This is a genomic window from Aeromonas sp. Prich7-2 (assembly GCF_017939255.1).
In the GTDB taxonomy this organism is placed as follows: domain Bacteria; phylum Pseudomonadota; class Gammaproteobacteria; order Enterobacterales; family Aeromonadaceae; genus Aeromonas; species Aeromonas caviae.
The window spans coordinates 1-19003 of sequence record NZ_JAGKRI010000063.1 but is presented as its reverse complement, the minus strand read 5'-3'; the positions used below and the strand labels follow the sequence as shown (position 1 = coordinate 19003).

15 protein-coding genes and 1 pseudogene are annotated in these 19003 nt (G+C 65.8%); 5 read left to right on the top strand and 11 right to left on the bottom strand.

What is annotated here, in order from left to right:
- Positions 1-116 precede the first annotated feature (116 nt).
- Entirely contained in the window at positions 117-2519 is a 2403-nt protein-coding gene (locus J9892_RS12615; protein WP_113725375.1) for a DNA polymerase II, read from the bottom strand.
- A 237-nt stretch (positions 2520-2756) separates the two neighbouring features.
- Here J9892_RS12615 and J9892_RS12610 point away from each other — a divergent pair, with 237 nt between their 5' ends.
- On the top strand, positions 2757-3635 hold the full coding sequence (locus tag J9892_RS12610; protein WP_210538447.1) for a pirin family protein: 879 nt from the start codon (positions 2757-2759) through the stop codon (positions 3633-3635).
- A gap of 60 nt (positions 3636-3695) precedes the next feature.
- On the opposite strand, the gene J9892_RS12605 is transcribed toward J9892_RS12610, so the two are convergent.
- The 4 genes from J9892_RS12605 to J9892_RS12590 all read right to left on the bottom strand — a co-directional run bounded on the left by J9892_RS12605 (position 3696) and on the right by J9892_RS12590 (position 7993).
- The gene (locus J9892_RS12605; protein ID WP_029314478.1) at positions 3696-4556 is read right to left on the bottom strand and encodes a PA4780 family RIO1-like protein kinase; all 861 of its coding nucleotides are present in this window, start codon (positions 4554-4556) and stop codon (positions 3696-3698) included.
- A 96-nt stretch (positions 4557-4652) separates the two neighbouring features.
- A complete protein-coding gene (locus J9892_RS12600; protein ID WP_049636402.1) occupies positions 4653-5648 on the bottom strand; it encodes a lipid A biosynthesis acyltransferase in 996 nt (331 codons plus the stop codon).
- A 154-nt stretch (positions 5649-5802) separates the two neighbouring features.
- Positions 5803-6792: a lipid A biosynthesis (KDO)2-(lauroyl)-lipid IVA acyltransferase gene (locus tag J9892_RS12595; protein WP_045524804.1), complete on the bottom strand. Its 990-nt coding sequence runs from the start codon at positions 6790-6792 to the stop codon at positions 5803-5805.
- Positions 6793-7012: 220 nt separating this feature from the next.
- On the bottom strand, positions 7013-7993 hold the full coding sequence (locus tag J9892_RS12590) for a TDT family transporter (RefSeq protein WP_049636403.1): 981 nt from the start codon (positions 7991-7993) through the stop codon (positions 7013-7015).
- A gap of 103 nt (positions 7994-8096) precedes the next feature.
- Between J9892_RS12590 and J9892_RS12585 the strand changes: the two genes are divergently transcribed.
- Complete coding sequence (locus J9892_RS12585; protein WP_201872781.1) at positions 8097-8981, top strand: LysR substrate-binding domain-containing protein; 885 nt, start codon at positions 8097-8099, stop codon at positions 8979-8981.
- An 85-nt stretch (positions 8982-9066) separates the two neighbouring features.
- Here the strand turns inward: J9892_RS12585 and J9892_RS12580 are convergent, their stop codons facing one another.
- From J9892_RS12580 to J9892_RS12570, 3 genes are all read right to left on the bottom strand, one after another.
- Positions 9067-10044, bottom strand: a complete 978-nt coding sequence (locus tag J9892_RS12580; protein ID WP_052816399.1) for a Gfo/Idh/MocA family oxidoreductase — start codon at positions 10042-10044, stop codon at positions 9067-9069.
- Between the two features lie 35 nt (positions 10045-10079).
- The gene (gene nfo, locus J9892_RS12575; RefSeq protein WP_201872783.1) at positions 10080-10937 is read right to left on the bottom strand and encodes a deoxyribonuclease IV; all 858 of its coding nucleotides are present in this window, start codon (positions 10935-10937) and stop codon (positions 10080-10082) included.
- 169 nt (positions 10938-11106) lie between these two features.
- Positions 11107-13143: a glycoside hydrolase family 3 N-terminal domain-containing protein gene (locus J9892_RS12570; protein ID WP_210538446.1), complete on the bottom strand. Its 2037-nt coding sequence runs from the start codon at positions 13141-13143 to the stop codon at positions 11107-11109.
- A gap of 153 nt (positions 13144-13296) precedes the next feature.
- On the opposite strand from J9892_RS12570, the pseudogene J9892_RS12565 reads away from it, so the two are divergent.
- Positions 13297-14310, top strand: a pseudogene (locus J9892_RS12565) (AraC family transcriptional regulator ligand-binding domain-containing protein); the annotation flags it as partial.
- A 54-nt stretch (positions 14311-14364) separates the two neighbouring features.
- On the opposite strand, the gene J9892_RS12560 reads toward J9892_RS12565, so the two are convergent.
- The gene (locus tag J9892_RS12560; protein WP_171865771.1) at positions 14365-15300 is read right to left on the bottom strand and encodes a LysR family transcriptional regulator; all 936 of its coding nucleotides are present in this window, start codon (positions 15298-15300) and stop codon (positions 14365-14367) included.
- Positions 15301-15430: 130 nt separating this feature from the next.
- Between J9892_RS12560 and J9892_RS12555 the strand changes: the two genes are divergently transcribed.
- Positions 15431-16189, top strand: a complete 759-nt coding sequence (locus J9892_RS12555; protein WP_171865770.1) for an SDR family oxidoreductase — start codon at positions 15431-15433, stop codon at positions 16187-16189.
- 95 nt (positions 16190-16284) lie between these two features.
- Here J9892_RS12555 and J9892_RS12550 read toward each other — a convergent pair whose 3' ends face one another.
- Positions 16285-17718 carry a glycoside hydrolase family 1 protein gene (locus J9892_RS12550; protein ID WP_171865769.1) on the bottom strand — a complete coding sequence of 478 codons (1434 nt, stop codon included), beginning with the start codon at positions 17716-17718 and terminating at the stop codon, positions 16285-16287.
- Positions 17719-17881: 163 nt separating this feature from the next.
- On the opposite strand from J9892_RS12550, the gene J9892_RS12545 reads away from it, so the two are divergent.
- A complete protein-coding gene (locus J9892_RS12545; RefSeq protein ID WP_171865768.1) occupies positions 17882-18799 on the top strand; it encodes a LysR family transcriptional regulator in 918 nt (305 codons plus the stop codon).
- A 63-nt stretch (positions 18800-18862) separates the two neighbouring features.
- On the opposite strand, the gene J9892_RS12540 is transcribed toward J9892_RS12545, so the two are convergent.
- The coding region (locus tag J9892_RS12540; protein WP_210537842.1) for a transposase at positions 18863-19003 on the bottom strand (141 nt) is incomplete at its 5' end.

The window sequence follows — 19003 nt, the reverse complement described above, 5'->3', positions numbered from 1 at the left end:
GGGCTTTTTGCATTGGTCGGCTCTGACACCCGCTCTCCCCCGTCATCTGCCTCCTGTCCCCTCTGGCCCACGGGCCGCCATTGTCGTGCCATGGCCGCCGCGTTTACCTCGCTTCGTCAGAAGAGATCGAGCTGCTGGCCGCAGATCCGCTCGAACGACTCCCCCACAAAGGGAAGGATGGCGTCGGCGATGGGCCTGAGCTGCTTGTCGATGTAGTGCTCGTAGTCGACGGCGCTGCGCCGGTACTCCAAAGGCTCGGGGCCGTTCAAGGTCATCAGGTAGGCGATGGTGCCCCTGTGCTGATAGCGCTGGGGCAGGCCGCGGCGCAGGTTCTCCTCGTCCGCCAGGCGCGCCGCCCGCACATGGGGCGGCACGTTCTTCTGATATTCCTCGAGTTTCTGGCGCAGCCGCTTGCGGTAGATGAGCAGATCGTCGTGACGGCCCGCCCGGGTCTCGTCCACCATGGTGCGCACATAGCTGCTGGGATCCTGGTCGTGGAACACCATTTCGTAGAGCCGGGTCTGGAATGCCTTGGCAAGGGGTGTCCAGTCGGTGCGCACCGTCTCCAGCCCCTTGAACACCAGGTGCTCCCCTTCCCCTTCGCCCACCAGCCCCGCATAGCGTTTCTTGCTCCCCTTCTCCAGCCCGCGAATGGTGGGCATCAGGAAACGGCGGTAGTGAGTCTCGTACTGGATCTCCAGATGGCTCGGCAGGTCGAACTCCCGCCTGATCAGCGCGGCCCAGTTGTCGTTGATCATCTTCGCCAGTCGCTGGCCAATCTCGTCCGCCTGTTCGAGACGGATATCGCTCCCCAGGTGCACGAAGGTGGAGTCGGTGTCCCCATAGATCACCTCGAACCCTTCTGCCTCTATCCACTCCCGGGTCTGCTGCATGATGCCGTGGCCCCGCAAGGTGATGGAGGAGGCGAGCCTCGGGTCATAGAAGCGGCAGCCCCCCGACCCCAGCACCCCGTAGAAGGAGTTCATGATGATCTTGATGGCCTGGGAGAGGGCCTTGTTACTGGCGGCCTTGGCCCGATCCCGCGCCGCCCACAGGGTGGCGATGAGATCCGGCAGGAAGTGGCGGGTTCGGGAGAACAGGGCGCCGCGAAAGCCTGGAATGGCGTTATCCGGGTGTTTGAGCCCCTCCACCAGCCCCATGGGGTCGATGCAGAAGGTGCGGATGATGCTGGGATAGAGGCTCTTGAAGTCGAGCACCAGCACGTGGCGATAGAGCCCCGGCTTGGAGTCCATCACATAGCCGCCGGGGCTTGCGAGCCCGCCGTCAGCCGGCAGGTTGGGCGCCACATAGCCACCGCGGTGCAGCCGTGGCAGATAGAGGTTGGTGAACGCCGCCACCGACCCGCCCACCCGGTCGAGCTCGAGACCGGTGAGGGAGGCGCGCTCGATGGCGAAGGGGATGAGGTGGCAGAAATCGAAGATCTCCCACACCAGCCTGCAATCTTCCAGGTTGTAGCGGGCCAGCGCCTCCTTGTCGGAGTGGAACAGCTCGGTGATCTTCTCCCCCCGGTTGGCCACGTCCTCGATGTCCTTGCCCCGCCCGAGCAGCTCGCTCGCCACCGCATCCAGGCTGTAGCTCGGGAACTGCCAGGTGGCGCTCTTGAGGGTATCGATGCCGTCCAGCACCATGCGCCCCGGGATGATGACGTTGCCGCTCTGGGGGTCGTTTCGGGACGAGCGCCAGAAGCAGAGCTCCCGCCCGCGCCCGAGCCGCAACCACCGCTTGTGGAGTTCGGCGCGGCGCAGCAGCAGGCGAAAGTCGAAATTCACCACGTTCCAGCCGATGACGAGATCGGGATCGTGCAGGCTGAACCAGCCCTCCAGGGCACCGAGCAGGGCAGGCTCGTCCGCCACCCACTCGACGGGGGTCTCCCAGTCCTGCGAGTCCGGCTCCGGGGCACCAATCATGATGACCCGCGCGTCCTCTTCGCTATGGAGCCCCACCGAGAAGAGGGTGCCATCCATGGCGCACTCCACGTCCAGGGAGACCCAGGAGAGGGTCGGCGTCACCGCCTGCGGCGCACAGCGCGCCTCGTTTACCTCCCAGTAACCCTGCCTGCCCCCCTTTCGCCTCGCCTTGCCGTCAAAGCGCATCCCGGCGGTGATGAAGCGCTCCATGAGAAAGCGCTCGGGCAGGCGGATATCCGCCTCGAAGTGCTCCAATCCGCGGATGAGCAGCAGCTCGATGGCGCGGTGAAAGGCGCTCAGGGTGGCAAAGTAGCAGCCCACCACCCGGCTCCCCTCGAAGGTGTGCATGGGGAGGCGGCGAAAACGCCCCCTCACCCCGGCCCCCTTGAAAAGCTCGGCCGCCTCCTCCAGGTGGCGTTCCGGCAGGAAGAAGACCGGCTCCTGCCCCGGCACCACCACCCGTACCGGTCCCTGTGCGCTCCAGAGCCACATCACGATCTCGGTACGCCCCTGCACATCCCGACCATGGCGGGTCAGGATGAAGCCGTCGAGCGGCGGGGTCACGGGAGGGAGGGGCTGGATGTCGGTCATGCAGGTGGTCGGGCTCAAGAGTGGGATGGGACTATTGTACGTTCATACAGTACCCGGCTGCAATTGCCGGGCTGGGCCCTCAGGGCAGGCGCTGTGCCCCGTCTTTGCCATCCGGCGCCGGATTGGGGCATAGTAACCTCGGCATCACTCACCGGCACCGGGCGAGACGGCATGTCCAACTTCCGGCAGACGCTGCGGCCTGCGCGCGCCAACCTTTTCCTCGACAAGGAGCACCCCATGACACAACAGTGGCAACGCATTGCCTCCCGCCTCACCGATGTGGGCGGCATCCCGGTGGCTCGCGCCATCCCGGTCAAGGAGCGGCGCACCATCGGGCCCTGGTGTTTTCTCGATCATATCGGCCCGACCCGCTTTGCCCCCGGCGCCCCCGGCATGGATGTGGGGCCCCACCCCCACATCGCCCTGCAGACCTTCACCTGGATGCTGGAGGGGGAGATCCTCCACCGGGACAGCCTGGGCAGCAAGCAGGTGATCCGTCCGGGCCAGGTGAACCTGATGACCGCAGGACGGGGCATCGCCCACACCGAGGAGTCGGTCCCGAACCAGCCCGATCTGCACGCCGCCCAGCTCTGGATAGCCCTGCCAGAGGCGGATCAGCATACCCCGCCCCGCTTCGATCACTACCCGACGCTCCCCCGCTGGCAGCAAGGGGAGATCACCCTCACCCTGCTCATCGGCGAGCACGGCAGCCAGCGCGCCCCCACCCTGCACTTCTCCCCCATTCTGGGGCTGGATCTGCACGCCCCCGAGGGAGGCGAGATCACCCTCCCCCTGGACCTCGCCTTCGAGCACGGCCTCTTTCCCCTCGCGGGGGAGACCATCGTCGCAGGGGAGGCCCTGGCCCCGGAGCAGCTGCTCTACCTGCCCCCCGGCAACCGGGAGGTGGCGCTGACCCTGCGCCCGGGCGCCCGGCTGCTGCTCATCGGCGGCGAGCCCCTGCCCAGACCGCTGCAGATCTGGTGGAACTTCGTGAGCGTCGACAAGGAGGCCATTCGCACCGCCGCCGCCGACTGGGAGAGCGGTCATCCACGCTTTGGCGAGGTGACGGGTTACCAGGGGCCCCGTCTCAAGGCGCCGCCCCTGACCGGGATCTGAGCCAGGGTTCCAAAACAAAAGAGCGCCTATGGCGCTCTTGTTGATTGGAATGAAGGCCCGTCAGGACTCCTCTTCCTGCTCCGCCTGCAACCTGGCCCGGCGGGCCATGGCCTCCTCCTGGGCACTCTCTATCTCGTGCAGCACGCCATCCAGATCGATGGCCTCCCGGCTCTCTTCGAACAGGCCGGTGAGCTCGGTCTCGGGGCCCAGCTTGCCATCCTCGAACAAGGACCACATCTCCCGGGCATACCGGGTCTTGAGCAGCTCGGGGGCATACATGCCGTAGTAGTTGCGCATGTTGTCGACATCCCGCTCCAGCATCGCCCTGGCCTGGTTGTTGGCGGCGGCATCCACCACCTGGGGCAGGTCGATGATGACGGGCCCCTCTTCGTCCACCAGCACGTTGAACTCCGAGAGATCCCCGTGAATGAGGCCAGCGCAGAGCATGCGCACCACGTAGCGGATCACCTTGCCATGATCCACCAAAGCCTGCTCACGGGTCAGGGCCACGTCGTTGAGACGGGGAGCGACGTTGCCGTCGGCGTCGGTGATGAGCTCCATCAGCAGCACGCCATCGAGGCAGACATAGGGCCTGGGCACCCGCACCCCGGCCGCCGCCAGCTTGAACAGGGCATCCACCTCGGTGTTCTGCCACACCTCTTCGTGCTGCTTGCGACCGTACTTGGAGCCCTTCTCCATGGCGCGGGCATCGCGGCTGCTGCGTACCCGCCGCCCTTCCTGATAGACCACGGCCTGCTTGAAGCTGCGCTTTGACGCCTCTTTGTAGACCTTGGCGCAGCGGATCTCGTCGCCGCAGCGCACCACATAGACGTCGGCCTCTTTGCCGCTCATCAGCCGGCTGATGACATCGTCCACCAGGCCGTCATCAACCAGAGGTTGGATTCGATTTGGAATTTTCATGACCGCCCTTTTACCCTATTTTTGCACCTTGTTTGCACCTGTTTGCTGGTGGCCTGCCACCCCTGTCAGAAACGGCCCGCAAGGGGGCCGTGTCGATCAAGGTTCCGGTGGCAGCCCCTGGCGGATGCGGCGGATCCCCGCCTCGTAGAGACCGTCCTCGCCCTGATCGTGCTCCTGGGTTTCGAAGATCTTGAGAAACCACATGTACTGCTCGGGGAAGCGGCCAAGCTGCTGCTCCACCATGCGGTTCATCTGGTTGACGTCCGCCACCAGATCCGCGGTGGGATAAGGGTCGAACGGCGCCTCGATCTCCAGCCGGTAGCCCCCCTGATCCTCGTCGTAGCAGGCCAGAATGGGCACGGCGCGGGCACCGGTCAGCTTCACCAGCTTGGGCAGGGCCGGCAGGGTCGCCTTGGGGTGGTTGAAGAAGGGCACGAAGAGGCTCGCCTCCCGGCCGTGATCCTGATCCGGCAGATAGAAGAAGCTGTCGCCGCTGCGCAGGGCCTTGATGGCGGGCTTGATGCCGACGCTGCGCTCGTAGATACGCCCGCCCTTGCTGCGCTCGCGGTTGATATACCAGTCGAACACCGCATCCTTGGGGCTTTTCATCATGGTGCACATCTTGATCCCCTGGAGGGGGAAGTAGCGGCCAATCATGTCCACCGCCCAGGTGTGGGGCACCACGAAGATCATGGGGCGACCGGCTGCCCGCTCCGCTTCCACATGCTCCCAGCCGCTCACCTTGACGCGCCCCTTGAGGAAGTCGGGGCTGCGCCAGGTCAGCTCGCCAAAGCCCAGGAAGGTCTTGAGCCCCACCCGGATGGATTTCAGCAGCAGGGCCTGACGGCCCGCCTCGTCGAGATGGGGGAAGCAGATCTTGAGGTTGGTGTCGGCGATGTAGGCCTGCTTCGTGGAGACGCGCAGCAGCAGGGGGGCCAGGTAGTCGGCCAGCTTGTCCCGTGCCCTTGCCGGCACCCAGGCCAGCAGGGAGAGCAGGGCGACGGCCAGCCAGCTGCCCCACAGACGGGGGTGCAGCAGGCGCGGATGAAAAGAGGTATCAAACACCGGATCTTGTGCGGACATGGTCGCCATCGAATCATCAAAACAGACCGTCATTTTAGTGATCCTGACAACTTTTTCTACCCTGCCCTGCACAGCGCCACCGCGCCAAGTCACTGATCAGACAAGTTAGAAATAAAAAGTGGCCCGCTTGGGGCCACATTTTTGCACCGGGTGAGCGCAAGGCTCAGGGATGAGGAGCAAGGCCCCGGCGGATGCGCCGGATCCCCTCTTCGTAGAGGCCATCCGGCCCCACCTGATCCTCACGGGTGTCGAAGATCTTGAGGAACCACATGTACTGGCCCGGGTGGCGGCAGAGCTGGCGCTCCACGCTGTCGTTCATGCGGCAGGTATCCGCCATCAGATCCGCGCTCGGGTAGTCGGCGTAGGGAGCCTCGACCTCCAGCCGGTAGCCGTGCGCCTGCTCGTCATAGCAGGCCAGCACCGGCAGGGCCCGGGCACCGGTCAGCTTCACCAGCCGTGGCAGGGCCGGCAACGTCGCCTTGGGGTGGTTGAAGAAGGGGGCAAACAGGCTCGCCTCCCGGCCGTGATCCTGATCCGGCAGATAGAAGAAGCTCAGACCGGATTTCACAGCCTTGATCACCGGCTTGATGCCGGCGCTGCGCTCATAGACGCGGCAGCCGTGCCGGGCCCGCGCGCCGTTGATGTGCCAGTCGAACACCGGGTTGCGGGCGCTCTTCATCATGGTGCACATGGGCAGGCCCCGCTGGGCGAAGTAGTAGCCCGCCGCATCGATGGGCCAGCTGTGGGGCACCACCAGGATCACCGGTCGGCCAGCGGCCTGCTCCGCCTCGATATGTTCCCAGCCGCTGACCTGGATCCGCCCCATCACGTGGGCGGGGCTGCGCCAGGTGAACTCGCCAAAGCCCAGCAGGCTCTTGAGGCCGACCCGGATGGAGGTCATCAGGATGGCCTCCCGCTCGGCCTCGCTCTTCTCCTTGAAGCAGATGGCGAGGTTGGTCCTGGCGATGTAGATCTGCTTCTTCGAGATGGCGCATACCAGGGGCGTCAGAGCATCGGCCAGGCGATCCCGCCAGCGCGGGGGCACGAAGGCGAGCACACCGATGGCGCCGAGGGCGAGCCAGCTCAACCAGTAACGGGGGTGCAGCAGACGAGGCTGGAATCGGGCGTCAAACACGGGATCAGATGAGGACATGGGGCACGACAAAACAATGGGAAGATAAAGTGGCGCGTATCGTGACAGGTATTACCAGTTAACGCCAACTGAATGTCGCCTGTATGGGCAACTATTTAAGCCACTTCACGGATTGACAAAATTAATCTGCTTCATTTGATTCCCCTCTGCGTCACTGCATCACGAACGGCAGACCCCGCACGGGCGGGGTCGATGACGAGGGGGGATGAAAACCTTGTGCCTAGCGGCGTGCAGGCTGCCCCGGCAGGTCATCCTGCACGACCGGCAGGAAGAACATCAGGTAACGCAGGGCCACGTAACCCACCACCAGGGTGGCCACCCCCAGCTCCAGATAGGCCAGCTGATGGAGCTGCTCGGCATAACGGGCCGCCTGTGGCCACTGCGACAGCAGGTGACTCACCTTGAACAGGGCGGTGGCCCCGATCACCAGGGGGAAGGTGAAAGCGGCGTAACCCGGCGAGAACGGCAGGCGCAGCAGCTTGATGAAGGCCAGGTAGATGATGCCGGTCATCAGCACGGCGATCCCGAGCAGCACCGCCACCAGCAGCAGGGAGGGGTCCTGGCTCACGGTGAGGTAGCCGGCCAGCGACAGGCTCGCCGGGGCGGCCAGGATGGCGATGGTTGGCTTGGCGGCATCCGGCACCTCGTGGCTGAAGATGAGGCGATAGAGCATCAGCGGCAGCATCAGGCCGTAACAGGCCATGCCGAACCAGAGCAGGCCGGTGGCCAGGGATGCGAAGGGACCGCCCGGGTAGGCCACGTCAGCCACGATGATCCCCACCGGCGGCACGAACCAGCTCGGCACCATGTGATGGATTTCAAACGCTCTGGCCCTGTGCCAGACGAAGGTGGTGAGGAAGACGAGGTGGATGATGACCGCAAACAGCCAGAGCCCCTGCCCCAGGGTCGGGGCGAGCAGGCCGACCGCCTTGGAGACCACCATGGTCCCCATGGCGTAGGTGGGCACCACGCTGCCCACCACGGGATGGGCGAGATCCTGCCACAGCAGGCGCGGGTGGATCAGGAACTTGAAGGTCAGGACGAGGAGCAGCACGGCGGCGATGGCGGCCCCCAGCAGTTGCAGACGGCCATCGAACTGACCGGCATTTTCCCAGCACCAGCCGAGGCTGGCGATCCCGAGTGCCAGACCGGCCATGGGGGTCGGGGCGGCGGCCAGGGAGCGGCGGGTTCTTGCGATCATGGCGGATACCCTCTTGATGATGACGATGGGCATAGGATAAAGGGGGTCTATCGTTTACGATATCTAAATGAATTGAACTTAGCGTTTAGGAAAATCAAACGATATGAAGCTCACCCTGCAACAACTCAAGGTGTTTGCCACCATCGCCCGCCACGGCAACCTGGGGGGCGCCGCCAATGAACTCTGCCTGAGCAAGGGGGCCGTCTCCCAGTCGCTGCAGGAGCTGGAGCGCCAGCTCGCCACGCCCCTGTTCGATCGGGTGCACCCGAGGCTTCAGCTCAACAGCGAGGGGCGCCTGCTGCAACCGGCCGCCGAGGAGCTGCTGACCCGGATGCAGGAGATAGAGCAGCTCTTCAGCCCCGATGCCGAGCCGAGCGGCCAGCTGCACCTCGGGGCCAGCCAGACCATCGGCAACTACCTGCTGCCCGCCCTGCTGGCGGAGGGGGCCCAGGAGCTGGGGGTCGCCCCCAGGGTCACCATCGCCAACACCCACCTCCTGTGCCATGCCCTCGCCCACTTCGAACTGGATCTCGCCCTCATCGAGGGGGAGAACCACCACCCGGACCTGGTGAGCGAACCCTGGCTGGAGGACGAGATGCTCATCATCGCCGCCCCCGGTCACCCCCTGGCGGATCAGCTCGAGCTGCCCCTGCGCCGGCTTGCCGGGGAAACCTGGGTGCTGCGCGAGGCGCAATCCGGCAGCCGCGAGCAGTTCGAGCAGCAGCTCCAGCCCCACCTGCCCCGCTGGCAGGCGGGGATAGAGCTCAATACCCTGGAGGCGGTGATGCTGGCGGTGGAGAAGGGGCTCGGCATCTCCTTCATCTCCCGCCTCGCGGTGGCGGATCGGCTGGCACAGGGGCGCCTGGTTGCCCTCACCCCGAGTCGCCGCTTCCCCCGCCAGCTCTCCCTCGTCTGGCACAAGCAGAAGTTCCACTCCGCCGCCCTGCGCCGCTTCCTGGCCTTCTGCCGCGCCCAGACCCTGGCTTGAGAAGCCCTTCGGATACGACAAGGGCGCCATTGGCGCCCTTGTCGTTCAGCCGATGCTCCCCTCGGCCCTCAGCCCTTCCCCGGCCTCAGCCGGCGAGTCCCCCTTCAATCCAGCCGAGCACCTGCCGGGTCACGGCCTGGGGCACCCAGGGGGAGTCCAGCAGCCGGTGGCGCAGGCAATCGGCGAAGTGATCCGCCTCGTGCTGCATGCCGCCCCCCTCCACCGGCAGATAGATGTCCGCCGGCCAGATGACGGGAGCAGGCCCCCCTTGCCAGCGAATGTGCTGGGGATTCCACCACTTGCCCTCGATGACCAGGCGCCACCCCTCCCCGGACAAGGACGCTTCCCGCTCGAGATCCTCGATGATGGAGGCCCCGAGTTCGGCCCGAAACGGCTCATCGAACGTGAAGCTGGCGGCGAGATCCACCTCCCCCGGAGCCCGCGTCAGCGTCACCTCGGGGGCGGGGCAGCCCAGCCCCAGCCGATGGCAGAGGGCGGCATGGAGCCAGAGGGGATAGACCCCCACGTCCCAGGCAGCGCCGCCATCCAGCGCCGGATCGAACAGCTTGCCCACCCTGGGCTGGGTCGAACCGAACGCCGCCCGCAGCTCGCGCGGCGGCGGCAGCAGGGGCAGGCGCTGCAACAGGGCGCGCATGGCGGGAAAGCACATCACCTTCATGGCCTCGAGCAGCAGCAGGCCGCGTGCGTGGGCGAGCGCCACCAGTGCGTCCCAATCCGCCACCCGGGTCACCGCCGGTTTTTCCACCAGTACGTGCTTGCCCGCCAGCAGCATCTGCCTCACCAGGCCCGCGTGCTCCGGGTGGATGACCGCCACATAGACGGCCTCCACCTCGGGGCTGGCGGCCAGGGCCTCATAGCTGCCATAGGCGTGGGGCAGCCCCAGATCCCGGGCGAACTCGTCCGCCCGTCCCTGGTCCCGAGCTGCGATGGCCACCACCTCGGCTCCCCTGGCGTGCCCGTTCACATCGCGGCAAAAACGCCGGGCGATGGCCCCCGCCCCGGCAATGCCAAAGCGCAGGGGTGCCCTTGTCTCGTCGTGCATCGTCTCTCCTTGCTACCCAATGGTGGACCCCGGCATCACGCCGGGCGCGGGCTCCCGGCCAGGCTGCGCAGCCAGCATATCTCCTCGCCCCAGATGGACTCGTCGATGGTCTCGAGGATAAGCGGGATGCCGTCGAAACGGTCGTCGTTCATGATGTGGTGGAACACCGCCTCGCCGAGGTTGCCCTCCCGCAGGCTGTGGTGACGGTCGACCCGACTACCGAAGGTACACTTGGCGCCGTTGATATGCATCCCCTTGAGGTACTGGAACCCCACGATGCGGTCGAAGTCGGCAAACACCGCCTCGCACCCCTCGGGGGTACGCAGATCGTAACCGGCGGCGAAGGCGTGGCAGGTGTCAAAGCAGACGCCGACCCGACTCTTGTCCTCTACTCCGTCGATGAGGGTGGCCAGATGCTCGAACGACCAGCCGAGGTTGGTGCCCTGGCCTGCGGTATTCTCGATCACCGCCGTCACCCCTTCGCTGCGCTCCAGCGCCCAGTTGATGGACTCGCTCACGAGCTTGAGGCTCACCGCCTCGGGGATCTGCTTGAGATGGCTGCCCGGGTGGAAGTTCAGGTAGCACAGCCCCAGTTGCTCGCAGCGCTTCATCTCGTCCAGGAACGCATCCCGGGACTTGGCGAGGGCATCGGGGTCGGGATGACCCAGGTTGATGAGGTAGCTGTCGTGGGGCAGGATCTGCTCGGGGCGAAAGCCCTCCTTCTCGCAGGCGGCCTTGAAGGCGCGAATGCTGGCCTCGGAGAGGGGCGCCGCCTGCCACTGGCGCTGGTTCTTGGTAAACAGGGCGAAGGCGTTGGCCCCGATGGCTTTGGCCCGGGCGATGGTGTTTTCCACCCCGCCCGCCGCACTGACGTGGGCTCCGATAAATTTCATCTCATCTCCTGTGCACTGTGACCGGGTGCCTGCCGCGCTGGCCACCGCACCCGTTGCCGGGGCGCCATTATGCCCAAGCCAACCCCTTGCGCCAAACCGGGATTGTCGATGGGGGCAATGGAAAAGGCGCCCGAAGGCGCCTTGATGAGAGACAGAACATCCCTGTCCGTCAATAGGCCAGACCGGCCCCGTAGGGATAGAGCGGGCTTTGTGAGTCCTTGGCCACGTCCGGGGACTGGGCCAGCACCGCCTGCCAGCTCGAGGGCAGCTCGAAGGGGAGCTTGCCGCGTGCCTTCTGGGTGCCGCTCATGACATCGAACAGGGCCTGATCCAGGGCGCCGAAGTTGACGAGCAGCACCCGGGCCGACGGGGCGACCTCGGTCAGGATGGCGGGCCTGTCCAGATAGACGGAGAGCACCAGGGGCACCCCGGCCTGCTCGATGGCCTGGATGGCGGCATAGTCATCCGCGCCGCGGTAGACCCCTTCATGGGCCGTCTCCTGCACCACCTGATCATTGCTGGCAAAACCGAGCTGACCGAAGTGGATGCTGCCAAACGGGAAGCGGGGATCCTGCTCGCCCGGGGCGTTGACCCGCACGATGGCAAGCTCCGCGTCGGTCAGGTTCGTCACCACCGTATAGCCGTTGGCCCTGGCCACCTCGGCGTTGACATTGTGCAGATAGACCCGCTTGCCGTCCGCCTTCAGCGGCAGCAGGGCCCCCTCGTTCTTCAGCAACACGTGAGACGCGGCCTGGGCGGCCTGGGCTTCCTGCTGGAACTCGGTCTTGCCCACCAGGGCCACCGCGGCCTCGGCATCCACATAGGGATTCTCGAAGAGCCCGAGGGCAAACTTCTGGGCCAGGATCCGCTCGGCCGAAGTGGTGATGGCCGCCTCGGTCACCAGACCGCTCTGCACCGCCGCCAGCAGGGGCGCCGGATCTTCCACGCCACCGAACTGATCCACCCCGGCGTCGATGGCCTTGGCATAACGCTCGGCCTTGGTGAGCTTCTCCACGCCCCAGGGCATGCCAAAGGGCACGGTCCAGGGGCTCACCCCGGCATTGACTTCATCCTGGGTCAACCCCTGCTCGCAGCGGCTGTCACAGTCATTGACGATGCCCCAGTCGCTCAGCACCACGTCGTCAAACTTGAAGTGGCCCCGCAACAGATCCGTGATGATCTGGCGGTTGAAGCCAAACCCCACCTCCTCGACGGGCTGCCCATCCTGGGTCAGGCCCAGGGGCATGGCGTAGTAGGGCATCACGGCGGCCACCCTGGCCTCGAAGGCGCCCTCGAAGGGCACCAGGTGGTAGGCAAACTGGCCGCCGGGGTAGATCTGCTCCTTGCCCCAGGGGTTGTGGGCATCCAGCCCGTCCTTCTGGGGACCGGCCCCGGCGAAGTGCTTGACCACGGTGACCACGCTCTCCTTGCCTATCCCCTCGCTCCCCTGCTGGAAGCCCTCGATGTAGGCCTTGACCAGGGACTTGGCGAGCAGGTTGTCTTCCCCGAAGGTGCCGTTGATGCGGCCCCAGCGCGGCTCGGTCGCGAGATCCGCCTGGGGCGAGAGGGCCTCGTGGATGCCGACGGCCCGGTACTCCTGACGGGCGATGTCGCCAAAGCGCTGCACCAGGGCAGCATCGCCGATGGCGGCCAGCCCCAGGGTCTCGGGCCACTGGGAGAAGGCCCCGGCACCGATGCTGGTGGCGTTCGGATCATGGGTGAAGTGGTTGCGGGGATCCGTGCTCACCGTCATGGGGATGCCGAATCCCACCCCTTCCAGCAGGGCCTGCAGGGTGTTGTTGTCCGCGGCGATGGCCGCCGGATCACCGGCCATGCGGGTGATGAAGGTGTTGACCCCGTCCTCGCGCAGCATCTTGTCCATGGCCGCGAGGTTCACCCGCCCCGCCCCGTCCAGCACCAGGGTGCCGTGCATCATCAGCCCTGCCTTCTGGGCCAGGGTGAGCCTGCCCACCAGATCCCGGGCCCGCTCGGCGGCGCCGAGGCGCCAGTCCTCGTAGGGGGTCAGGGTGCCGCTGCCATCGAGATCCTTGAATTGCAGGCCGTCCTGCTCGATGAGGGTGACGGTGCGGTGGCCCAGAACGGGCTGCTCGGGCTTGGGGGTGGAGTCGTTGTCGTTGCACCCTGCCAGCAGCAGGGCCCCGATGGCGAGGGCGACACGGGTTCGGGAGAGCGAGTGGTGTTTCATTGTTGTTATCTTCCTTGTGTGTGTAGGAGTCGCCACTCTATGCAAAAGCGGCCCCTCTCACTTGCCCGTCGGGTGCAGGAAGTTGCCGGTTGGGAGCAGGATTGAAAAGTGTGAAAAGGGTTGCAGGGTTACCCTTGGTTACAAATCTGAAACATGAAAGCGGCGCTGGCTCACGGCAATCCGCCGCCGTTGGTCGATGATGGTGGGCCACCGCTGACAAGGATTTTTGCCGTGAAGACCGTCTCCAACCGGATTGCCCTGCACTGCCTCAACCACTGGCAGGCCCGCGGGCGGGATCCTGCTGCCCTCCTGCACCCCTGCGGCATCGCCCACGAAGAGCTGCTGATCCCCCAGGGGCGGCTCGACACCGGGCGCCACTTCCGGCTGCTGGCCGGGGCAGCCCCCCACGTGGATCTGGCCCTCGACTGGACGCCCCCCGCCCTCCCCGGTCTCTTTGCCGACTTCATGTCGCTGGCGAGCCTGTGCTGCAACGCCGCCACCCTTCGCCAGGCCCTGCACTTCTTCCTTGCCTACCGCCCCCTCATCGGCGAGAGCGACGAGATCCGCCTGCAAGAAGAAGAGGGACAGGCCAGGATCAGCTACCACTCGGAGTCCGATCATCCGGACGTCATCGCCCTGAGCAGCCTGGCCAACCTCTGCCACCTCTATGCCCTGCTCCAGTTCTACCACCCGGGCCAGGGGCTGCTGGTGCTGCCCACCCCGGTACGCCCCAAGCTGTGGCGTGAGCTGGCAGGTTGGCTGGAGGGACGGTTGCAGCAGGGGGCGGCCTTCGAGCTGCGCTTTCCCGCCGCCTTGCTCGATCTCGCCCACGGGCAGTGCAACCTGCCCCTGCAACCCCTGCTGCTCGGGGAGCTCGACCGGCAGATGGCCCAGCTTCGCCCAAGCAGCCGCTACCGGGACAGGGTGATGACACTCATTCGCCAGCAGCTGTGGCAAGAGAGCACCGAGGCCTCCTCTCTGCTCGATGGGGTGTGCGAGCACCTCAAGCTGACCCGCTGGACCCTCAACCGCCATCTGCGGGAGGAAGGGTGCCACTTCTCGGGCCTGCTGGAGCGGGTGCGCCGGGAGGAGGCCTGCCGCCTGTTGCAGGATCCCGCCCTCCCCCTGCAGACAGTGGGGGAGCGCCTGGGTTTTGCCCGCCAGAGCAGCTTTACCCGCTTCTTTCGGGAGGCGTTTGCCCTCTCGCCCCGCGAGTTTCGCTCAAGGCGCAGCCGCCTCTGGGGTGCCCCCGAGATGGGCGGCGAGCAACCCCGCCAGCCAGTGGATGAAGAGCTGGACCCTGGGGGCCAGTTGGCGGCGATGGGCATAGAGGGCGTGGATGGGGAGCGGCGGCGCCTGCCACTGGGGCAGGATGCTCACCAGCTCGCCCCCCGCGAGCAGGGATTCGACCCCCACCCGCGGCATCTGGATGATGCCAAGCCCCGCCAGCGCCGCCGCCAGGTAGGTCTCGCTGTCATTGACCATGAGGGCCCCCGCCATGGGCAGCAGGGCGCGGCGGCCATCTTCCGCCAGGTATTCAAAGCCGGGTTCGCTGCGTCCCTGCCCGGCACCAAACCCGGGACCATAGTGCACCAGCCGGTGGCCCGCCAGATCCCCAAGGGTGCGGGGCACCCCGTGGCGAGCCAGGTAGCCTGCGCTGGCACAGTTGATCTGGCGATAGTGACCAAGGGGCCTGGCCACCAGGCTGGAGGGCTCAAGCCCCACGACCCGCACCACGCAGTCAAACCCCTCGCGCACCAGATCCACCCGCCTGTCCGTGCTGCTCAGCATCAGTTGCAGGGCGGGATGCTGCGCCAGAAAGTCCGGCAGGGCCGGGATCACCAGGTGGCGGGCCATCCGGCTTGGCATGTCGACCCGCAGTTGTCCCGAGATCTGCCCCCCCTGGCGAAACAGGCCGTCAAACTCCTCCATGTCCGCCAAAAGCTCCCGGCATCTGGCATAGCAGAGCTGGCCGTCCGTGGTGAGCTGCACCCGCCGCGTGGTACGCAACAGGAGCCGGGTCCCCATGCGCTCCTCCAGCCGACGGATGGCGGCAGAGAGGGTCGCCTTGGGGATGCCCGTCTGCTCGGCGCAGCGGGTAAAACTCTCCAGCTCGGCAACCCGCACGAAGGCTCTCATCGCATCCAGTTGATCCATGGCCTGATTGTCTCGATAAACGGAACAGTGATTCTATTATCACGCTATTTATCCAGTTTAAAAGGAACAATACAGTGATCCGGTCGGCTCGTATCGAGCCTGTGTCCGCCACCCTGACAGGAGTCACACCATGACCAGACCCATCGCCCTCATCACCGGGGCCAGCCGCGGCCTTGGCAAGCACGGGGCCCTGGCCCTCGCCGCCAAAGGCGTCGACCTCATCATCACCTACCGCAGCCAGGCCGCAGAGGCGGAGGCGGTGGTGACCCAGGCCCGCGTCCTCGGCGTTCGGGCCCATGCCCTGGCTCTGGACGTGGGCGAGAGCGCCACCTTCGCGGCCTTTGCAGAGGAGGTGACGCAACTGCTCGCCCGGGAGTGGCAGCGCACCCATTTCAACTTCCTGGTCAACAACGCCGGGATCGGCATTCATGCCAGCTTCGAGCAGACCACGGAGCAGCAGTTCGACACCCTGCTCAACATCCACCTCAAGGGGACCTTCTTCCTGACCCAGGCGCTCCTGCCCCTCCTGGCAGACGGCGGTCGCATCCTCAACCTCTCTACCGGCCTCACCCGCTTCGCCATGCCGGGTTATGCCGCCTACGCCGCCATGAAGGGGGGCGTCGAGGTGCTCACCCAGTATCTGGCCAAGGAGCTGGGCCCCAGGGGCATCGCGGTCAACGTGCTGGCCCCCGGCGCCATCGAGACCGATTTTGGCGACGGCGTGGTGCGCGACAACAAGGGAGTCAACGACTTTCTCGCGAGCCAGACCGCCCTTGGCCGGGTGGGTCAGCCCGACGACATCGGTGGTGCCATCGCCGCCCTGCTCTCCGATGACTGCCGCTGGATCACCGCCCAGCGCATCGAAGCCTCGGGCGGCATGTTTATCTAGGCGGTCATGGTTGCCTGCTGCACAAACAAGGAAGGCCCCCTCCGATGAGGGGGCCTTCCGGCATTGGGCAGACGAGGGGCGGCACACCGGGCCCGTTACAGGGTCTTGCCACCGCTTGCAATGACCTGGCTGTACCAGTGGAAGCTCTCTTTCTTGATGCGACGAAGAGACCCTCCCTGCTCGTCCCTGTCCACGTAGACAAAGCCGTAGCGCTTCTGGTAGCCGTTGAGCCAGCTCAGGATGTCGGTGAAGGACCAGGCGCAATATCCAATCAGCTCGACCCCGTCCTGCATCGCCTCCTGGCACGCCTTGAGGTGGCTGTGCAGATAGGCGATACGGTAGTCGTCGTTCACCTTGTCCCCGGCTTCCAGCTTGTCGAACTCCCCCAGGCCGTTCTCGGTGATCATCAGCGGCAGGGCGTAGCGGGAGGAGAGCCGGCGCAGGGCGATGCGCATCCCGGTGGGATCGATGGCCCAGTCCCAGTTGCTGGTCTCAAGGTGCGGATTGGGGGCCGTCTTGTAGAGGCCGGGAATGCCGCTGGAGGGCGTAGTGCCCTTCTTGCCCGTGGTGTTGATGCGCTGCATCGTCTGGCCGCCGAGGGGGTTGTCGGTGAAGGTCAGGGTGTAGTAGTAGTTGACCCCGATGTAGTCGGGGGTGCCTTCGCGCAAGAGCTCGAGATCGCCCGGCAGGATCTCCGGCGCCTCGCCGGTCTCCCGCAGATAGGCGAGCGCCGCCTGGGGGTAACGGCCGAAGCAGTAGGCATCCAGCCACCAGAGGTTGGTGAACTCCTCGGCATTCTCGAACGCCAGCATGTCGCTCGGGGCGCAGGAGGCCGGATAGGCGGGGGAGTACGCAAAGCTCGGCCCGATCAGGCCGTTTGGCACGTGCTGGCGAAACGCCTTGATGACACGGGCGTTGGCGAGAAACGCGATGTGGTTGGCGGCGAAGAACCGCTTCCTGTCCTGCACGGCGGGAGGATGGGTGCCAAGCTGGTAGGCGTTGGTCAGGTTGTAGTTCTGCTCGTTGAGCGACACCCAGTACTTCACCTTGCCGGCGAAGCGCTGATAGAGGGTCACGCAATAGCGCTCGAAGTCGTCGATGATGCGCCTGTCTTCCCAGCCGCCGTACTCATCCTGCAGGGCCTGGGGGAGATCCCAGTGATAGAGGGTCAGCACCGGCTCGATGCCGTGGGCCAGCAGGGCGTCGATGAGCCTGTCATAGAAGGCGAGCCCCGCCTCGTTCACCTCGCCACGCCCGGTCGGGTAGATGCGCGGCCAGCTCACCGAGAAGCGATAGGCCTTGAGCCCCATCTCGGCCATCAGCGCCACGTCCTCTTCCACCCTGTGGTAGTGATCCACCGCCACGTCTCCGTTGCTCCCTTCAAAGGTCTTGCCCGGCAGCTTGGTGAAGCTGTCCCATACCGAGGGGCCCTTGCCCTCCTCGTTCCAGGCCCCTTCCACCTGATAGGCGGCGGAGGCGGCGCCCCAGAGGAAGCCGTTCGGGAAGTCGTTGAACCTGTGATGATGCATCTGGTGTTGCTCCTTCTGCGCGGATGGCGGAGGCCATCCCGTGATACGTCGACCCCGTACAGGGGTCCGAAATGAGTTGGCACCAGCATCCAACACTTCTAGAATTCCGTCCAATGACAAATATGGCCACCTATCATTCCCATCTGGAATCAAGCGAGGCACCATGGAGTTGAGAGATCTGAAAGCCTTCGTCACCCTGGGGGAGGTATTGCACTTTGGTCAGGCGGCGGCGCGCCAGCACGTCACCCAGTCGGCCCTGAGCAAGCAGATCCGCCGGCTGGAGACGGACCTTGGCGGCGAGCTGTTCGAGCGCAACGCTGGCAGCACCCGGCTGACGGTGCTCGGGCGCGCCCTCTACGCCGACGCCTGCACCCTGGTGGCCCAGAGCGAACAGCTCGCCCGCAGCGCCCGCGACGTGCTGGCGGGCCACGCGGGTACCCTGCGCATCGGCTTCGGGGTCGCCACCAAGCTGCTGGTGCCCGCCGCCATCGCCCGCTTTCGGGCCAGCCGCCCCGGGGTCGCCATCGAGCTCAACGATCTCTCCACCCATCACCAGTTGCTGGCGCTGGCGGAGGGGCGGCTGGATCTCGGCTTCTGCCGCCTGCCCGCCCCCAAGGGCTGGCCGGTGCTGCCCGTGGTGCGCGCCCATTTCGTCGCCGTGATGCCCGCAGGCTATCAGGGGGTGGCAGGGCTCGCCGATCTGCAGGAGAAACCGCTCGCCATCCTGCGCCGGGACAAGGCCCCCTCTTTTTACGATCAGTTCATCCATTACCTCGCCCAGAGCGGCCTGCGCTTTCAGGACATCCAGTACGTGAACGACTTCGCCGCCGGCATCGCCACCGCGGCGGCCGGCATCGCCTGGACCCTGGTCCCCTCCTCCACCACCATTGAGCATCCCGATGTGCTGACCCTGCCCCTCGGGGAGGCCGACGCGAGCTGGATCATCGGGCTCATTCGCCCGCCGGGCAACGACAATCCCCTCGTCGCCCCCTTCTGGCAGACGGTGGCGGAGCTGGCGGATCCCGCCCTCACCGGCCTCATGACGACAGGGGACGGGGCTGCCGCCCAGGACACGCCATGAAAGGGAACCATTCGAGAATCACATTAACGATGGCATTGGGCGGTCACCCCCCTTAAAATTGGTTCATCGCGGCTTTCCGGGGAAGGCCGCCTTGATTTTCAGAAAAAAGTATTCTGAGTCCCTAAATCCATATGCCATACGCTTTATCACTTTGATCTTGTTGTTCACCCCTTCCAGCACACTCGTGTGCATCGGGTAGTTTGC